The sequence below is a fragment of the Streptomyces sp. NPDC101234 genome, from assembly GCF_044767525.1.
GTDB classification, from domain to species: Bacteria; Actinomycetota; Actinomycetes; order Streptomycetales; family Streptomycetaceae; genus Streptomyces; species Streptomyces sasae.
This window is the reverse complement of sequence record NZ_JBIWOA010000017.1, coordinates 92,376-108,813: the sequence shown is the minus strand read 5'-3', so window position 1 is coordinate 108,813 and position 16,438 is coordinate 92,376. Positions and strand designations below refer to the sequence as shown.

The 16,438-nt window shown below is 68.2% G+C and carries 10 protein-coding genes, 1 tRNA gene and 1 pseudogene; 6 read left to right on the top strand and 6 right to left on the bottom strand.

The features are described from left to right. Nucleotides 1-309: 309 nt before the first annotated feature. Nucleotides 310-843 carry a hypothetical protein gene (locus ACIRR9_RS29205; RefSeq protein ID WP_403757680.1) on the bottom strand — a complete coding sequence of 178 codons (534 nt, stop codon included), beginning with the start codon at nucleotides 841-843 and terminating at the stop codon, nucleotides 310-312. 217 nt (nucleotides 844-1,060) lie between these two features. Here ACIRR9_RS29205 and ACIRR9_RS29200 point away from each other — a divergent pair, with 217 nt between their 5' ends. Next, nucleotides 1,061-1,966: a GNAT family N-acetyltransferase gene (locus ACIRR9_RS29200; RefSeq protein ID WP_403757943.1), complete on the top strand. Its 906-nt coding sequence runs from the start codon at nucleotides 1,061-1,063 to the stop codon at nucleotides 1,964-1,966. Nucleotides 1,967-2,149: 183 nt separating this feature from the next. Here ACIRR9_RS29200 and ACIRR9_RS29195 read toward each other — a convergent pair. Further along, nucleotides 2,150-3,283, bottom strand: a pseudogene (locus ACIRR9_RS29195) (IS630 family transposase). 374 nt (nucleotides 3,284-3,657) lie between these two features. Between ACIRR9_RS29195 and ACIRR9_RS29190 the strand changes: the two are divergent. Further along, entirely contained in the window at nucleotides 3,658-4,101 is a 444-nt protein-coding gene (locus ACIRR9_RS29190) for a hypothetical protein (protein WP_403757678.1), read from the top strand. Nucleotides 4,102-4,210: 109 nt separating this feature from the next. On the opposite strand, the gene ACIRR9_RS29185 is transcribed toward ACIRR9_RS29190, so the two are convergent. Further along, nucleotides 4,211-4,942: a hypothetical protein gene (locus ACIRR9_RS29185; protein WP_403757675.1), complete on the bottom strand. Its 732-nt coding sequence runs from the start codon at nucleotides 4,940-4,942 to the stop codon at nucleotides 4,211-4,213. A gap of 966 nt (nucleotides 4,943-5,908) precedes the next feature. Here ACIRR9_RS29185 and ACIRR9_RS29180 point away from each other — a divergent pair. From ACIRR9_RS29180 to ACIRR9_RS29170, 3 genes are all read left to right on the top strand, one after another. After that, nucleotides 5,909-5,990 (top strand) — tRNA-Arg (locus ACIRR9_RS29180). A gap of 287 nt (nucleotides 5,991-6,277) precedes the next feature. Then, nucleotides 6,278-7,537 (top strand): hypothetical protein, encoded by a 1,260-nt coding sequence (locus ACIRR9_RS29175; RefSeq protein ID WP_403757672.1) that lies wholly within the window; start codon nucleotides 6,278-6,280, stop codon nucleotides 7,535-7,537. A gap of 557 nt (nucleotides 7,538-8,094) precedes the next feature. Beyond that, a complete protein-coding gene (locus tag ACIRR9_RS29170) occupies nucleotides 8,095-10,407 on the top strand; it encodes an ArnT family glycosyltransferase (RefSeq protein WP_403757669.1) in 2,313 nt (770 codons plus the stop codon). Between the two features lie 771 nt (nucleotides 10,408-11,178). Here ACIRR9_RS29170 and ACIRR9_RS29165 read toward each other — a convergent pair. From ACIRR9_RS29165 to ACIRR9_RS29155, 3 genes are all read right to left on the bottom strand, one after another. Next, the gene (locus ACIRR9_RS29165; RefSeq protein ID WP_403757666.1) at nucleotides 11,179-12,123 is read right to left on the bottom strand and encodes a hypothetical protein; all 945 of its coding nucleotides are present in this window, start codon (nucleotides 12,121-12,123) and stop codon (nucleotides 11,179-11,181) included. A gap of 22 nt (nucleotides 12,124-12,145) precedes the next feature. Further along, nucleotides 12,146-12,961 carry a hypothetical protein gene (locus ACIRR9_RS29160; protein WP_403757663.1) on the bottom strand — a complete coding sequence of 272 codons (816 nt, stop codon included), beginning with the start codon at nucleotides 12,959-12,961 and terminating at the stop codon, nucleotides 12,146-12,148. A gap of 394 nt (nucleotides 12,962-13,355) precedes the next feature. After that, nucleotides 13,356-13,589 (bottom strand): hypothetical protein, encoded by a 234-nt coding sequence (locus ACIRR9_RS29155; RefSeq protein ID WP_403757660.1) that lies wholly within the window; start codon nucleotides 13,587-13,589, stop codon nucleotides 13,356-13,358. A 510-nt stretch (nucleotides 13,590-14,099) separates the two neighbouring features. Between ACIRR9_RS29155 and ACIRR9_RS29150 the strand changes: the two genes are divergently transcribed. Further along, complete coding sequence (locus ACIRR9_RS29150) at nucleotides 14,100-16,391, top strand: FdhF/YdeP family oxidoreductase (protein WP_403757657.1); 2,292 nt, start codon at nucleotides 14,100-14,102, stop codon at nucleotides 16,389-16,391. Nucleotides 16,392-16,438: the final 47 nt, after the last annotated feature.

Here is a 16,438-nt window from a genome sequence, read left to right as displayed (position 1 = left end):
GAATCCTGCCGGGGGCACCTTGAGTAAGGTGCCTAAAGACCCCGCCATCAGTGTGTTCACTGAGTGCGGGGTCTTGTTGTTTGTGCAGGCAGATGCGGTCGGGTGCAGCCGTTCGCCAGTGATCACGCTATGACAGCGTGTTGATCTCGAAGGGCTTCGAGCCAGGTCACGGCGCGTTCAGCAGCCTAACTTCGGACGGACTCACAGTGAAGCCGACCTAGTGCGTTGACCGCGAACGTGCGCCGGGTGGGTTGAGGTGACTGGGCACGCTAGGTGGCCACTGCGCGCTTCAGTTGGCCACATCGGTGCTCAGCTTCGACCATTGGCGCCGACTTGCCGCTGGTAGAGGCTCGTTGGCCAGCGCGCTTGTGGTGGATCGGCGACGTGCTGGAAGCCTGCTCGTTCGTAGCAGTGTCGCAGCACTGGGTTGTTGCTGGCCGTGGCCAGGCGCACGTATCGCCGACCGTGTTCGGCAGCCTTGAGGGCCACCCAGTCGATGATGCGGTAGCCGAGGTGGGCATCGCTCACGCGTCGTGCGACCGCCAGCCGGGAGGTGTAGTAGGCCGGTTCGGTGTCGGCCCCCCACAGTTCGGCGCCGTGGTCGGCAACGGCGACCGTGGCGACCGGATGTGAGGGCTGCCCCACCAGAAGTGCTTCTCCCGCTGCAATCTGCCCGCGCACGGAACTGGTCGGGAAGCGTGCGGGCCATTGTGCGATGCCGCGGCCCTGTAGCCATGCAGCGGCCTCGGCCAGCAGGTCGAGCACGGTGTCCTCGTCACCAGGCTGAGCAGCCCAGATGAGGATATCGTCGGACAGCGGCTCGGGGCGGGAGAGAACGGCCATGAGCTGATCATTCCGGGAAGGTGACGGTCATGCTGCGGAAAACGAGGTCTGGTGTATGTCCGGCACGGCCTACGCTCACTGAACGGTGAAACCCACATGTCCGACGTGATGGGAGGCTTTCGAGGTGGAGGTGGACGACGGCCGCGGCCGTGAGCCGGTGGAACCTCCTGCTGGCTACGTCTTCCGGCCGTATCGCGGCCACGAAGACCATCGCGCCATGGCCGCTGTGCGGCTGGGCTGCGTGGCGCGGGATCGGATCGACGCCCAGTCGGTTGTCGAGGGACTCCCGACGGCGGCCGAAATCGCGGAATCCTCCGCTCAACTGGTCGACCCCTCAGACAACCAGGTCCTGGTCGTGCACCGCGGGGACGTCGTTGGCTACGCGACGGTCAGATGGTGGCGGGAACGGGACGGGACGTGGCTGTACCGGCACCGCGGCTATCTCCTGCCCGAGCATCGCGGCCGGGGCATCGGCTCGGCCATGCTGAGCTGGGTCGAACACCGCGTCCACCAGCTTGTCCGGCAGCAGGGAACCGCGCAGACGGCCGTGTTCGGCGCGAACGCCATGACCTCCGAGCAGGACGCGACGGCGCTGCTGCTCGGAGCCAGCTACCAGCGTGTCTTCAGCGTGGTCGAGCTGGAATTGGCCGATCTGGGACGGCTACCCAAGCACGGCAAACAGCTGTCGGCCGGCATCACCTTGGGCTCCGTCGAGCCAAGCGACTACCACGCCGCCTGGAAGACGGTTGTCGATTCATATGCGGATTCCGCATCTATCCCGTCCTGGACGTTCCAGGACTTCCTCGCCGAGGCGGACGCGACCTGCTGGAGGGCCGCCTGGCATGGAGGGCAGATGGTCGGCGTCGTCCTGTGCTCCATCCGCCGGCATGACCGCACTGTGGGCGAAGTCGAAGAACTGAGCGTCCAGGCGGAGTGGAGGCGCCTGGGCCTTGGGCGGGGCCTGCTGCTGGAAGGGCTGCGCTGCCTCCGCGAACAGGGAGCAGCGACCGCCCGCTTGTTCACGGGAACCGCGAACCCCCACCGCTCCTACGACCTCTACGAGAACGTAGGGTTCCGGCGCCGCAACGAGTATGTCCGCTACCGCAAACCACTTCACGGCTGAGTCCACCGACAGGAGCCCTTATCTCTCTTGCCCGTGGATAGCGCCCCTACTCGAAGGCCAGGGCAGTTTGATCGCCCGGACAGGCCCTGGCCTGAACCGTCCTGCGGGCGCCTCTGGCAGGTCAGACGGTGTGGCCAACTGTGGTGATCAGAATGGCCAACTAGGGTGCTCAGTGACAGTTGATCATGCGGCGGTTCGGTGGGGTCGGCCCCAGCGGTGCTGGCGTTCGGATCGGATGCGGGCGCGTTCTCGGCGTTGGGCCTCCAGCACGCTGGGGTGGCGACGCTGCTGGTTGCGCCAGCGCAGGTAGGCGTGCAGGTCGCGGGCGAGGGCGGGGTGGTTGGGCGGGTCGCTGTTGCCCAGGACGAAGCCGCGCAGCGGCCCGAAGTGCGGCTCGATCGGGTTGGCCCAGGACGCCTGGGTCGGGGTGAAGCACAGTTCGGTCTTGTGCCGGGCGGCCCAGGTGTGGATGCCCTTGGTCTTGTTCCCGGACCAGTTGTCGAGGATCACGTAGATCGGGGCGCCGTCGGGCCGGGCGGCGCGGATGCTCTTCAGGGCGGCCAGGGTGTGGTCGGCGCCCTTGCGGGTGCGGACCACACCCCACAGGGTGTCGTGGCCGAGGCTGTAGCAGCCGTGGAAGTAGCGGATGCCGTGGGTGCGGTGGTAGGTCGCGGGCGGCCGGTCGGGGTGTTTGGCCCTGGCCCAGCAGGTGCCGTGGCAGGGCCGGATGGACAGCGGACCGAACTGGTCGAAGGCGAAAGCACCGGTCGGGAAAGCGGCGGGTGACCTCCTCGATGCGGTCGAGTTTTGCGTCGGCGTCCGGGTCGTGGGTTTCCTTCCAAGTGCGGGTGCGCTGGAAGGTGATGTGGTGGCGGTGCAGCAGCACCCGCAGCCGCTCGCGGCCGATGGTCACCCGGCGCACCGGCGCACCCCGGCCGGTGGATGGCTGAGGTAGTCGGACAGCTTGCGCAGGCTCCAGTGGGTGAACGGCCTGCCTAACTTTTTGGGCCGCTTCTGGGCGACGTCGACGATGTACGCCTCGTCGTCGGTGGTGATCCGACGCGGACGGCCGCCGGCCCATTTCGGGTCCAGGCAGGTAAGGCCGCGGTCGTTGAACGCGTGGATCACGTCCCGGACGGTGTCGGGATCGGCGGCGACCAGCGCGGCGATCACCTCATTGGTATTGCCCGACGCCGACGCCATGATGATCACCTCGCGGCGGACCTTGATCGTGCTGTGCCGGCCCCGTCGCACGATGCGCAGGAGAGTGCGTCCCTCCTCGTCCGTCAACCGACGGGCGCGTACCGGCTTCGCCATCGCTGGCCTCCTCCCCGAACGGGCAGCAAAGACCAGCATCCCGCCGACAGCCGAGATCAACACACCCCTACCCGGCCGACGTTCGCGGTCAGCGCACTAGGTCCCACGACCCGAAAGGGATCGCTGCCGCGCGGCCGCCCGCGACCGCTGACGCACGAACGATAACGACTGTTGCGATCTATGGCGGCTTGTCTCCTCTTCGGAGGAAAATGCGGCCGAGGCGCCGTTCAACGAGGCATCACGGGGTGGGGATGACACAGGGTGAGCTTGAGTGTGAGGCTGGTACTGCCACGCCCACACCGCAGGAGATTCGCGACGCTTGGGCCACTGAGGCGTACACCATCCTTGTGGGTGTAGCAGGCACGTACCACGCCGTGATCACGTACAAGGAGCTGGCCGAGAAGATCCAGGACAGAACGGGTTTCCGTACCAAAGTCCGCCTGCACCACTGGATCGGCGCCACCCTCGGCAGAGTGGTCCACGAAGCGCACCGCCGTGGCGATCCGCCGCTGACGGCACTCGTGGTTCACAGCGACGACGGCATGGTGGGCACCGGCTACCGAGAAGTCCTGGAAGTCGCCGGAGAACCGCCGGTGGAGGACGTGTTGGAGCGAGAGCAGCATGCCGCTGACGCACGACTTGCTTGCTACCGCCGCTTCGGAGCAACCCTGCCGCCCGACGGTGGCGTCCCCGCGCTTGCCCCCAGGTATCAGGCCGCCATCGAGCGCCGGCGCGAACGCATTGAGAAGTCCCTACGAGTCTGCGACCGCTGCTTCGTTCAGCTTCCTGCGACGGGCGTATGCGACTCATGTGGTTAGCCGCCGTTACTGACCGCGGTCGGCAAGCCCACCATCCACCGCGGTCGGCTCGACGGTTCCCTGCACTGCCCGCGATATGTGGTGGCTGTGCTGCCGGACCGTCACTCGATCACTGTCCGGGGATCGTCACCCTCTCGTCCTGCGGACCGCGAACCCGGGCGAGCAGACGGTCAATGGCGGGGCGTAGGGGCGCGGGTTGCTCGATGGACACCCAGGTCTCGATGCCCACGGGCCGGCCACCGTTCCGCTGAATACCCTCGGCCAGGCGAGCAAGGTCTTCCTGGTGGAGTGTGCCGTTGACGAAGAGGTAGGCGGCGCAGTCCACCTCTCGCGCGCGTCGTACGAAGCTGTCCGAAGCTGCTGCCGATATGTGGCCGGAGTCGTCCAGGGCATACGCGGCGAAGGCACCGATTCTGATGCCATCGGGCTGCGCCACGAGGACGGCGAGTGGCTCGCCCAGCCCGCTGTTGGGGTAGCGCTCCATCTGCTCACCTTCGGACCGTGCGGCCTCGATGGCATCGAGGACCCGGTTCTCGAACACGGTGATCTCCACGGCGCGAACCGCTGGGTCCCGGTCTGCCGCTGGGTCGAGTTTCTTGAGGACGTTCAACATGGCCTGGGCCTGATCGGTCAGCCCGGAATGAGCTTGTTCGGCCGCCTGCCTGCGCAATTCCGACAATGTGAACTCCCAGTCGCCGATTCGCACGCTTTCGATAGTGCGGCCACTGACGGCCATCAGCAGAAACAGAGCTCCGACCACGACCAAGGTGGCGCTGCCTGCCTGGTTCTTCGAGATGAAGACCGCGACCGCTCCGGCCCCGGCGAACAGGATCCCGGCCACTCCGGCTGCAGGCCGCTCCCACCTGCCGTCCAAGGGCCCCAAACGAACGGGGCGCGCCCCGTCTTGTGCCCCTGTCGAACTTCCAACCCCTCTCGGCATGCGTGGATCCTATGATCCGGCCCCCAGATCGGACTCCTGTTCTTCCCTAACTTCCACTGCACTCAGCAGAGTTCGAGACCTTGGCCCCTCCGGTCTACCAGCCAGGACGGACTTCTCACCATGCGATGAAGACCCAGAAGCCATGAGTCCGGCCGCGAAGCCTGAAGGCTTCCTACCTACTGCCGCGCAACTGCACCAAGGCCGGCACGAAGCCCCGTGCTTCCGTAGCGTCGGCGAAAACGGGGTAACTATGCGCTGTGAATGCCGACTTGAGCACCGTTGTCACTGCGGGTAGTGCCGTGCTCACCACGTTGCTCGGGGTCGTTGCCGGCGCCTACGTCAGCAGCCGGACACAACGTGTGCAACGGTCTTGGGACCGACAAACAGATGCGTGCGCGGAGATCCTTCGGGAGTCTGCCGCCGTCCTCGTTGCTCTAGCCCGCCTCGCTCGGGACGCGGCAGGATCGCCGGTCAGCGTCTCCAATGTCGACTGGCGTCCCTGGAACGACGCCTTGGCCATGGTGAGTCTGGTTGCGGACCACGGCATAGCCGATGCCGCTCACGCGATCGACGAGCAAATCTGGATGGCTCATTTGACACTGACCCGACGTACGTCGGCGCCAGATCAGTGGTTTGCGCTGCGCGACGCGGTGGAGGATCAGCGTAAGTCGTTCACTGAGATCGCACGGCGTCGCCTGGATGTTCCAGGGCCAGTGCCCCGTCGGCTCCATGGTCGACCGGACACGCACGATCCGATATGGGAGTCCTAAGAGCCGCCGTCAGCCACGGCATGATGGCGGTCTAGAGCAGGCACCATCCAGAAAGATCCTCACCGATTCGAAACAGGCCCCATTCGTCCCCTTCCGCCGCAGGTCACCGGGCCAACCGCGTCATCAGCTCACCTTGGCCTCCGGAGCCGTGTGCGCGGGTTCGAATCCCGCCGGGGCACCCGCCTGGGCACATGCCGAAACTCGCATTTGACCAGGGCGGATGCCGACGGAAGAGGGTGGGAGTCAGTCGCACTGGTTCCCGCCCTCTCTCGTTGCCTCTCAGTGTTCGCGCACTATCTGCGATGCACGCGACGGACCTCCGACACAATGCCTATGCAGTCTTGGGAAGTCCTCCGCTGATCTGTGACGCTCAGATCGCTCACCCCCCGTTCCAGGAGCTTCTGGGTGCGAAGCTCTCAGTTTGTGCTCGGTGCGCAACGTCAGTGGAGCGGTTTAGCGTGACCGCATGCCACTCGATGACGCGCTGACGGCCCGTATGGCCGAGCCGGACTTCTGGCCGGTGTACCTCTTCGACGACGACGCACCCGACGTCTACGACGAGGACGCTGAGGACCAGGAATCGCATGTGGCCCGATTTCAGCTGGGTGGCGGTTTCGCGCTGGTCCTCGACCTGACGCTCGCGCTGGAGTACGTCGATCTCGCCCTGGCCGCCCCGGGCCTTCCGGAGGCGGTGACGGTCGGCTGGGACGACCAGGCCCACTTCCACCCGCATGTGATGCCATGGCCGGAGCTGGACCTGCTGTGCCGGGCGGTCGCCCTGCACGACCCGGAGCTGCGGCATCCCGGGCCGATGCTGGCGTTGCTGTGCCGCTTCGCGTTCCTTGCCGATGGGGACGACCTGGACGGGGTCACGCCGCTGGTGGACGCGGCGTTCGGGCTGATGCGGCCCGGGGACGGCGAAGGCGGGGTGCGGGCGGAGACACGCGACTGGTTCGATCTGCGGGATCTGCGCGGCACCGGGGTTGCATGGACAAGCCGGGCCGACGGTCACCGGGCCGTCGACCAGTACCTCGGCGACCACCATGGCGACGGTCTGCCGCTGTACTCCCTCCGTGCGCCAGACTCGGAGGACTTTCCGTTCGCTGGGTGGTCAGCGCTGCTCGCCCGGGCCCGAGAGCGCATCGATACAGCGGCCGGAGACCGCGTACTCGGGGCTCCGGGAGTACGGCAGGCCCTCGACCGCTGCACCGCGCCCGACGGATACGAACACCTGGCCGCGCTGGCCGACGCGCTGACCGCAGTCGGGTACACCCATCCCGTCCTGATGCGCGCGGTCGCGCAACCCGGTCACCGGGCAGAGGCCTGCTGGGCGGTCGAAACCCTGAGCAGCCTGCCGCAGGGCGAACTCATGCCCCGCTGGTTCGGCCCGAGCCCGCTGGCCGACAGCGAATCCTGGCGGCTGTCCCTCACCCTTCCCGTGGCGGAACGTCCGTGGCGCTTCGGCCAGTTGGTCGCTGAGGAGCTCAGCACCGCCCTCCAGGAAGCCGGTCTCGGCCGAGCAGAAGTCGGCGGCAGCATGTCACGGCCAGAGGGCGGCGGTTACGTCCACGTGCAAGACCACCTCGACCTCCTGATCCGTGACGACCTCGCCCTCGGCGTGACGATCATCGCCCGGATCCTGCACAGCCATCGTGCCGCAGAATCTGCCACCCTCCGGCATGCCGGAAAGGAGGGCGAGGTCATACCCCTCCGCTTGCCGACCTGACGGCCTCCCGGCCAGGAAAGGAGGGGGCCGTCTCGGGGTCGGTGAGCACGGAGTAGAGGTGTAGACCGTCCAGGAGCGATGGGCTTCTGCTCGTAGGCCGGAGGCGATGGTGCGCCGTGCCTCGCGCTCGCCCTGGCCGATGCTCAGCGCCGCCTCGGCACGCTCCTCCGTCACCTCGTACGCGTCCAGCTCTCTCCCGGCGGCCAACTGACCGAGGGCGATGTAGAGCACGGGGCAGTGACCGGACGATGCCGGGGCAGCGGTACCTGGCCGCGTTCAGCGGCATCTCGCTCCACTTCCGACCCCGCCGTCACCCGATGCCGGCCACCGGCCACCGCGCCGAGATGACACATCCGACAACGTGACAGCACCCGACCACGAGTCCCACCTGCGCAATGGGAATCCGCAGCGAATTTATGCGACAGGTAATGAACTCCTCTACATGGTTTGAAATCCTGTCAGGGCTCATTAAAGGCACTTCCTGAGTCTCATGAGAATTTTCTAGAACCGGGGCAAACCGGCGTGGCGAGCGTCAGTCGTATCGAACACTGCTGTGCATGGCTACGACTGTTCTCCACCCGACCGCACCGGTGCGTGCCGGTCGCCGCGCGCCGTGGAAGTCTCCTGTGGATCAGCCCGCGTACGCACGCCCTGCGCTGCTGTTCATTACGGTGCTGGCCGCCGTGCTCTACGTCTGGGGGATCGACCACAGCCAGTACCACACGTTCTATGCGAACGCCGCCCGGAGCATGACCGAGAGCTGGAAGGCTTTCTTCTTCGGCTCTTTCGACCCGGGGAATTCCATCACTCTCGACAAATTGCCGGGATTCCTGTGGCCCCAGGCGCTGTCGGCGCGGATCTTCGGATTCCACCCGTGGGCGCTGACGCTGCCCCAGGTCCTTGAGGGGGTGGCGAGCCTGCTGGTGCTGCACCGGCTGGTGCGCCGTTGGGCCGGAGTGAACGCGGCGCTGATCGCCGACACGGCGTTCCTGGTGACGCCGGTGGCCGTGGGGCTTTTCCGTACCGCGGTCGAGGACCCCGCCTTCACCCTGTGCGTATTGCTGGCCGCCGAGGCCGCCCAGCGTGCCGCCCGGGACGGCCGGCTGCGCCCGCTGGTGGCCTGTGGCGTCTGGGTCGGTGTCGGCTTCCAGGCCAAGATGCTGGAGGCGTGGGCGGTGCTTCCCGCGCTCGCTCTGGTCTATCTGGTGACGGCGCCCGTCACGCTGCGCAAGCGGCTGGCGCACCTCGGCGTGGCCGCCGCGGTGATGACCGCCGTGTCGGTGTCCTGGATGCTCGCTGTCACCCTCACCCCGGCCAAGGACCGGCCCTATGTGGACGGCACCACCAACAACTCCGCGTTCAGCATGGTGGTCGGCTACAACTTTCTGAACCGCTTCTCCTCGCTCGGCATCAGCGCGGCCTCCACCGGCAGCGTGAGTGCGACGCAGGGTGGCGGAGGCGGCCACCGCGGAGAGCGGACCACTGGCGGGTTGAGCGGTCAGGCCGGCGGCCAGGCCGGCAGCCAGGCGAGCGGACGGACAGGCGGTCAGGCCGGCGGTGCCGACAGCACGCACCGCGGTCTCGGCACCTCGTCCGGCTCCGGCAGCTACGCCCATCGCCGTCTCGGCACGGCCGGTGTACAGAACGGGCAGTTCACGGGTGCGCAGGCCGCTGTCGCACGGCAGGGCGGCGGCGGGGGCGGGGGTGATCAGAACGGTTGGTCGAAGATGTTCGGCACGTCGCTCGCCTCGCAGACCGGCTGGCTCTACCCGATCGCCGCGATCTCCGTCATCTGCGGTCTGCTGTGGCGGCGCGGCCGGCCGCGCACCGACGGCATCCGCGGTGGATTCCTGATGTGGGGGACCTGGCTGGCCACGTACTTCCTGGTCTTCAGCGCGGGCAGCGTCGGCGGCCACACGTACTACATGGGCGTGATCGCGGTCCCGCTCGCCGCGCTCACCGGCGGCGGCGTCGTGCAGATGTGGCGTGCCCACCGGGCCGGCGGTCGTCGGGCCTGGGTGCTGCCGGGTGCGGTGGCGGCGACGGCGGCCTGGAGCGCGTACCTCGCGGGGCAGTTCTCGTCGTTCCTGCCGTGGCTGGCGCCCCTGGTGGGCGTGCTGGGGCTCACCGCCGTCGCCCTGCTGGCGCCGGCTCGCCCCACGCGCACCCCGACCGGCGGCCGACTCGCCCTCGCCGGGCTGGCCGCGGCCCTGGCGGCGGTGCTGATCGCGCCGGGCGCGTGGGCGGTGCAGGTCTTCAACCCGGCGTACGGCAGCACCGGCATGGGCGCGGTCGGCCCGTCCGGCACGAACCGCGGCCACGGTTCGGTGACATCGGCGAGCGGTCGGCGCGGCCAAGTGCTCTGGGGCGACGGCACGGCTCGCGCCGGGGCGGCGACGGCAGCCGTCGGCCGGGGCGGCGGCGCCGGGTTCGGCGGGTTCGGTGGCATGGATGCTAGCGGTGAACTCACCGCATCCCAGCGAAAGTTGCTGCACTACACCACCGCCCACCAAGGCTCGGCCGAGTACGTGTTCGCGACCACGGGGTGGAACTCCGCCTCCCCGTACATCCTCGCCACCGGCGCCCGCGTCCTGCCGCTCGGCGGGTTCAGCGGCCGGGTGCCCTTCCCGACCGAGGCGCAGTTCCGACAGCTCGTGGCTTCCGGCAAGCTGCACTACGTCCTGGTGGGTGGCGGTCGTGGCATGGGCGCCTTCTTCGGCGGCGGAAGCGGGACGACGTCAGCGAGCACGGCCACGACGCAGATCACCAGCTGGGTCCAGTCCACCTGCACCCCCGTCCCTGCCTCCACCTACGGCGGCACGGACGTCGCCGGCACCCAGGCCCTGTACAGGTGCGGCACCGGTCAGTAACGGACGGCGGCACAAGCCGCCATCCGCCGACGCCGACGCCGACATCCAGCGCCGGCGTCGGCGCCCGTGCAAGGAGCCTCGCGCACATGCCCGGCACCCCCGATTTGCTTCGGGATGAAGAAGCTCTGTGTCCCTCACGTGCCCGATCCGAAGACACTCCCCAGCTCGGCGACAACCCACGTAAGCGTTCTACCGAACCGGCGACCCGGCGCGAGCGGGCTGTGGTCGGCGGTGCGTCGGGGGCATGATGATCCAATGACTCTTTGGCTGAGCACCCGGAGCACATGGTTACTTGTACTGCTCCTGTGGGCGATCACACTGACAGGCGCCCTGATCGGGATCGTGTTCGGCCGAGCCCTTCTTGAACACCCCCCGCTGAGGCCCTTCGCCTCCGACCTCCCTGTGACAGTGGGCGGAACTCTCTTCACCGCCGTCGCCGGTGCCGTTGGGTTGCGTCGTAAGCAACAGAAGCAAGGCCGATGACGTGGAGCCGGTTGCCGTCCAGCAGGCACCCGGCTGCGGAACGCCGGCCGGTGGTCGAGATGCCGGAACCGGACCGTAGGACCAGAACCCACGCGCCCGGCCGACAGCAGGGGGCGCACCGGACGGACGTGCCAGATGTGGGCCAGATCCCGTGGAGAACCACGGGGCGCGGCGGGAAACAAGTCGGCAACCGCCCCCGTGCCGTTCCGGGTCCACCACAGATCGATTCGTCGTCCATGCAGTGATTTCCAGCAAGGACGCGGTCGGAACCGGTGCGAATCGGTGTCCTCAGTCCCTCGGCATGGAGTTGATGACGCGGTCGAGCTCTTCGGGGGCCAGCGGTCGGCCCCACAAGGCGAGGGTCCACTGCCAGGTGCTGTCCTCCCAGTGGTGCACGAACGCTTCCGGGTCCGAGACCCAGCCGGGTTCGAAGAACGGGGTGTCCGGACGTTGCCGGATCAGCACCGCCATGGTCGGCGTGTCAGCCGGGGCGTTGTCGTTGTACAAGTCCATCGCGAGCAGGCCGGTGGCTGGGTCGCCGTCGAACGCTTTGGGCTCGAAGTGGTCGAGGCCGCCGGGCCAGAACTCCGGGAGGGGCAAGGACCGTTCACCATGGGACGCGACGATCTGGTCGCGCCGGATCTGATGGGCTTTCTCGGCCGCTTCCAGGGCGTCGTTCCACTCGAAACGGCTGTCCGGCAGCTGTGCGGGGAAGGCCAGTTCGAACAGTTCCTCGCGGTAGCCGGCCTCTTCCACCTCGGCCGACAGAAGGATGCCGGCCGTAGGGTCGACGACCACGTGCAGCGGGTACGGCAGGGACGGCGTCCGGACCGTGACCGCCCAGGCGTCACGCCCGTGATGGCGTACCTTCGTCGGCTCGGCCAAGGCGGTGGCCTCCGCCAGCGCCGGGCTGTCGGCGCAGGTGATCAGGCGTTCCGGGGACGGGGCGAGATCCCAGGGGAACTGCGGGCCGAAGTCGAGTCCACTCGGCGAGTCCTCGGCGTGGGACCCGTCTGCGGGATCGCCCGCCCCGATGGTGATGTCCCCGTCGCCGTGATCGAGGAACCAGTCGCCCGGGGGCCGGTAGGCGAAACGCGCGGACAGGCGGACCGGGCTGGCGGGCGGCCAGCCCTGTCCGTCGTCCCGGCGGGGCTGGACGGAGACATGGCGTCCTTCCACGGCGGGTTTGGGCATGCGACGGAGGAGTTCCCGCAGCTCGGTCCAGCTCGCCATGGTCTCCTCCACCGTCATCCGCTCAACTGCCGTCGCCGGTACTGTGGCACAGCTTCGTGGTCGTCTTGGTGACACAGACGTCCCAGCCACGGAACTTCTCGCCGGGTTTCCCGTCGTCACCGATCGCCTCGGAACCGTCGTTGAAGGTCACCAGGAGATTGACCATGGGGAACTTGGTGACCACGGGCGTCTTGCCGAAGTTCTTCACGATGTACTGCTTGTTGACGGCGGTGGCCGGACCCGCGTGGCCCTGTGCGCCGTCGTGCTTCCAGGTCGAGCATGTTTTGTCTTTTGCGCCAGAGATGTTGACGCCGCACTCGTAGTAGTACTCCATGTGGAAATGGGACGGGCCCGAATAGCGGCTCGCGTAGAAGGTGATCTCCCAGATCTTCGACGTCCGCCCTCGCACGTACTCCTTGATCGCGAGTTTGACCTGCTGTACCGGACGGCAGCCGTCCGAGTCGCAGTCGGCCTCGATGGCATACACGTCGGCGGACTTGTAGATGTAGTTCGTGGGGGTGTTCCCCTTGCGGAGCTTGTATCCGCGGGGTGTGTCCGTCTGCGGAGTCACCGCGCTCCGGCCCGCGAGCAGTCTTCGCGCGGAGGACGGGAGACCGGACACCGGCGTGACCACGTTCTCCGGCAGCGGCCGGTCGGAGAGGAACCCGACCATCCTGTTCTGCTCGGCCAGCGGCTGGTACGCGAAGTAGCCGACGTCCTTTCCGCCGGAGTCCTGGCCGACTTGAGCACGGACCGGGGCGGCCCCTGTGACACCGGCTATGGCCGCCAGTACGCCGGCTGCGCCAACAGAAGCGGCACGTACGTGACTTCGTGACATTGCATCCCCCTATGTGAAGTCAACCACCGTGCGCCGCATGGGTCGTGACGCCCGGTCAGGCAGATTGCGCGAATCCAATGTGCTCCGACATTCGCCCATCCTGTCGGAGACATGCCGGGCCGGTCGCGCGAACAAGCCGGACCCGTCACGCGAATAACGGGAATACCCCCCTCCGCGCCACTGCCCTCCCGGCGGGCGCGGAGTATCCGTACCACCTGCCGTGACCCCGGCCTCAGGCTCGCTTCGGGGAATTTCCCAGCCAGGCGCGAGGGTCGTGCTGTGTACGTGGCACAGCATGCTGATCGGTGTCGGGACTTCCCGCGGTGTACGACGGTTCCGGGCGCCCATGAGCGAGGGCTGTGACACCCCGGGTGTCACAGCCCTCACCGGGGTGTCAGGAGGGCGGGCATCCGAACCAGTTCACCGACTTGTCGTCGGCGATATGACCCATGCACCTGGCGGTCCTGTTGTGCAGGGTCTCGGTCCGGGTGACCCCTCCGCCCGCGGTGTCCCCCTTGTAGTACTTCCGTACGAGGGTGTCGATCTCGATGACGAACCAGCGGTTCCGCTCCGTCGCGATGCTGCAGCCGTGGCCGGTCAGGTTGCGGCTGGGGTCGCCGCTCCACATGTCCTGCTCGGCGCGGTCGCAGTGCGCGCCGTGCGCCCTGCCGGAGTGCCCGCTGCCGGCAGCACCAACAGCACCGGTGGCACCAACAGCGCCAGTGGCTCCAACAGCACCAGTGGTTCGAGCTGCACGAACGGCTCCAGCGGCACGAGTGGTCCCATCGGCTCCAGCGGCACTTGTGGCGCCGGCAGCACCCGCACCGGTGCCGAGCAGGCCCGCCGTGCCTATGACCATCGCTGCGGTGACGCCGAGCAGACACTTGGGAGTGCGGTTCATCGATTGGCCCTCCTGCCAGGTGTGGTGACGGGCCGGAGTCGCCTTGTCACCTTTGTGTGATCGTCACACCCATAGGGGAGGTCCGGCTCGACAGGCGGCGTTCCAGTCCCCCGCCCCGGTGACACCGGTCATGCCAATGCAGCAGTTCACGGATGCCCGGCGCGGGCCTCGGCAGCGCGTAGGCGTTCTCCGGGTGGAAACTCGAAAGCAAGGCCGGAAGCGTGAAAAGAGGCAGTCATGGCCGAGCAGTCCGGCGAGCCTGCGCCTACCGGGTCCGGGCCCGAGTCGTCCACCGTGGGGATTCACAGCATCACCGAATCCGCGCGGTATTCGCTGGCGGAGATGGGGGCCGGGCGGAGTGTCCGGACGCTGTTGTCCTTGAACCAGGCCGACGGGTTCGACTGCCCCAGCTGCGCCTGGGGAGATCCCGACCCCGGACACCGGAAGACCGCGGAGTTCTGCGAGAACGGGGTGAAGGCCGTCGCCTGGGAGGCCACCCGTAAACGGGTCGACGCCGCCTTCTTCGCCGCGCACTCCATGAGCGAGCTGCGGGAGCGGGACGGGCACTGGCTGGAGGCCCAGGGGCGGCTGACCCAGCCGATGTATCTCGCACCGGACTCCACTCACTACACGCCCATCACCTGGAAGGACGCCCTCGCGATCGTCGCCGAGCGGCTGCGCGGGCTGGCCGATCCGAACCGGGCCGTGTTCTACACCAGCGGTCGTACGAGCAATGAGGCCGCGTTCCTGTACCAGCTGCTGGCGCGGCGGCTCGGGATGAACAACCTGCCGGACTGCTCGAACATGTGCCACGAGTCGAGCGGAGCCGCGCTCACCGAGACGCTCGGCGTCGGCAAGGGGCTCATCTCGTACGACGACATCACCGAGCACGCCGATCTGATCATGATCGTCGGGCAGAACCCCGGGACCTGCCATCCCCGGATGCTCACCGCGCTGGAGGAGGCCAAGCAGCGGGGTGCGCGGATCATCGCCGCGAATCCGCTGCCGGAGGCCGCGTTCGGGCGGTTCCGCAATCCGCAGACCGTGAAAGGGCTGGTCGGGCGGGGGACCCGGCTCGCCGACCGGTATCTGCCGGTGCGCGTCAACGGCGACCTGGCGCTGTTCGCGGGGCTCAACCGGGTGCTCGTCGAGCGGGAGGACGCGCGGCCCGGGACCGTGCTCGACCGCGACTTCATCGAGCGGTACTGCGACGGGTTCGAGGAGGCCGCGGCCGCCTGGCGGAGCCTGGACTGGTCGCGGATCGAGGCGCTGAGCGGGCTGTCCCGGCGCCGGATCGAGAAGTGCGCGGACGATGTGCTCGCCGCCGACCGGGTCGTCGTCTGCTGGGCGATGGGGCTCACCCAGCATCGCAACGCGGTCGCCACGATCCGGGAGATCGTCGACTTTCTGCTGTTGCGCGGGAACGTAGGACGCCCGGGGACCGGGCCGGCCCCGATCCGGGGGCACAGCAACGTCCAGGGCGACCGCACCATGGGCATCTGGGAGCGGATGCCCGACGCGTTCCTGGACCGACTGCGCGACGAGTTCGGGTTCGAGCCGCCGCGCGCCCACGGACTGGCCACCGTCGACTCGATCCGGGCCATGCGCGACGGCAGGATCGACGTCTTCGTCGGCCTCGGCGGCAACTTCGCCGCGGCCACGCCCGACACGAACGTCACCGAGGCGGCGCTGGCCAACTGCGCCCTCACCGTCCACATCGCCACCAAGCTCAACCGGTCCCACCTGTGTCACGGCAGGGAGGCGCTGCTCCTGCCCTGCCTCGGCCGCACGGAGCGCGACCGGCAGGCGAGCGGCGAGCAGTTCGTCACCGTCGAGGACACGATGGCGATGGTGCACGCCTCCCGCGGCCGGCTCGCGCCCGGTTCACCGCAGCTGCGCAGCGAGGTCGCGATCATCGCCGATCTGGGGCACGAACTCTTCGGCGACGGCCTCGGCTGGCACGCCATGCGCGACGACTACACCCTGATCCGCCGTCATATCGAGCATGTCGTCCCGGGCTTCCACGCCTTCGAGGAGCGGGTACGGCAGCCGGGCGGGTTCATGCTGCCCCGGCCGCCCCGCGACTCCCGCACCTTCCCGACGGCGACCGGCAGGGCCCACTTCACCGTCAACCCGCCGACCGGGGTGGATGTCCCGCCGGGGCATCTGCTGCTCACGACCGTACGCTCGCACGACCAGTTCAACACCACGGTCTACGGCCTCGACGACCGGTACCGGGGGATCAGGGGCGGGCGGCGCGTGGTCTTCCTGAGCCGGGAGGACATCCGGGAACTGGGGCTGCGGAACGGCGACCTGGTCGACCTCGTCAGTGTCCATCCGGACGGTGAGCGGCGGGCGTCCGGGTTCCGGGTGGTGCGGTATCCGACACCGCGCGGCTGTGCGGCCGCGTACTACCCGGAGACCAACGTGCTGGCCGCGCTGGACGCCACGGCGGAGACCAGCAAGACGCCGGTCACGAAGTCCATCGTCGTGCGGGTCGAGCCGGCGAACCCACGGCGTGCGCGGTAGCGGCAGCAGCCGGGGGTGTCGACACGTCTTTCATGGTCGGCGGGTCG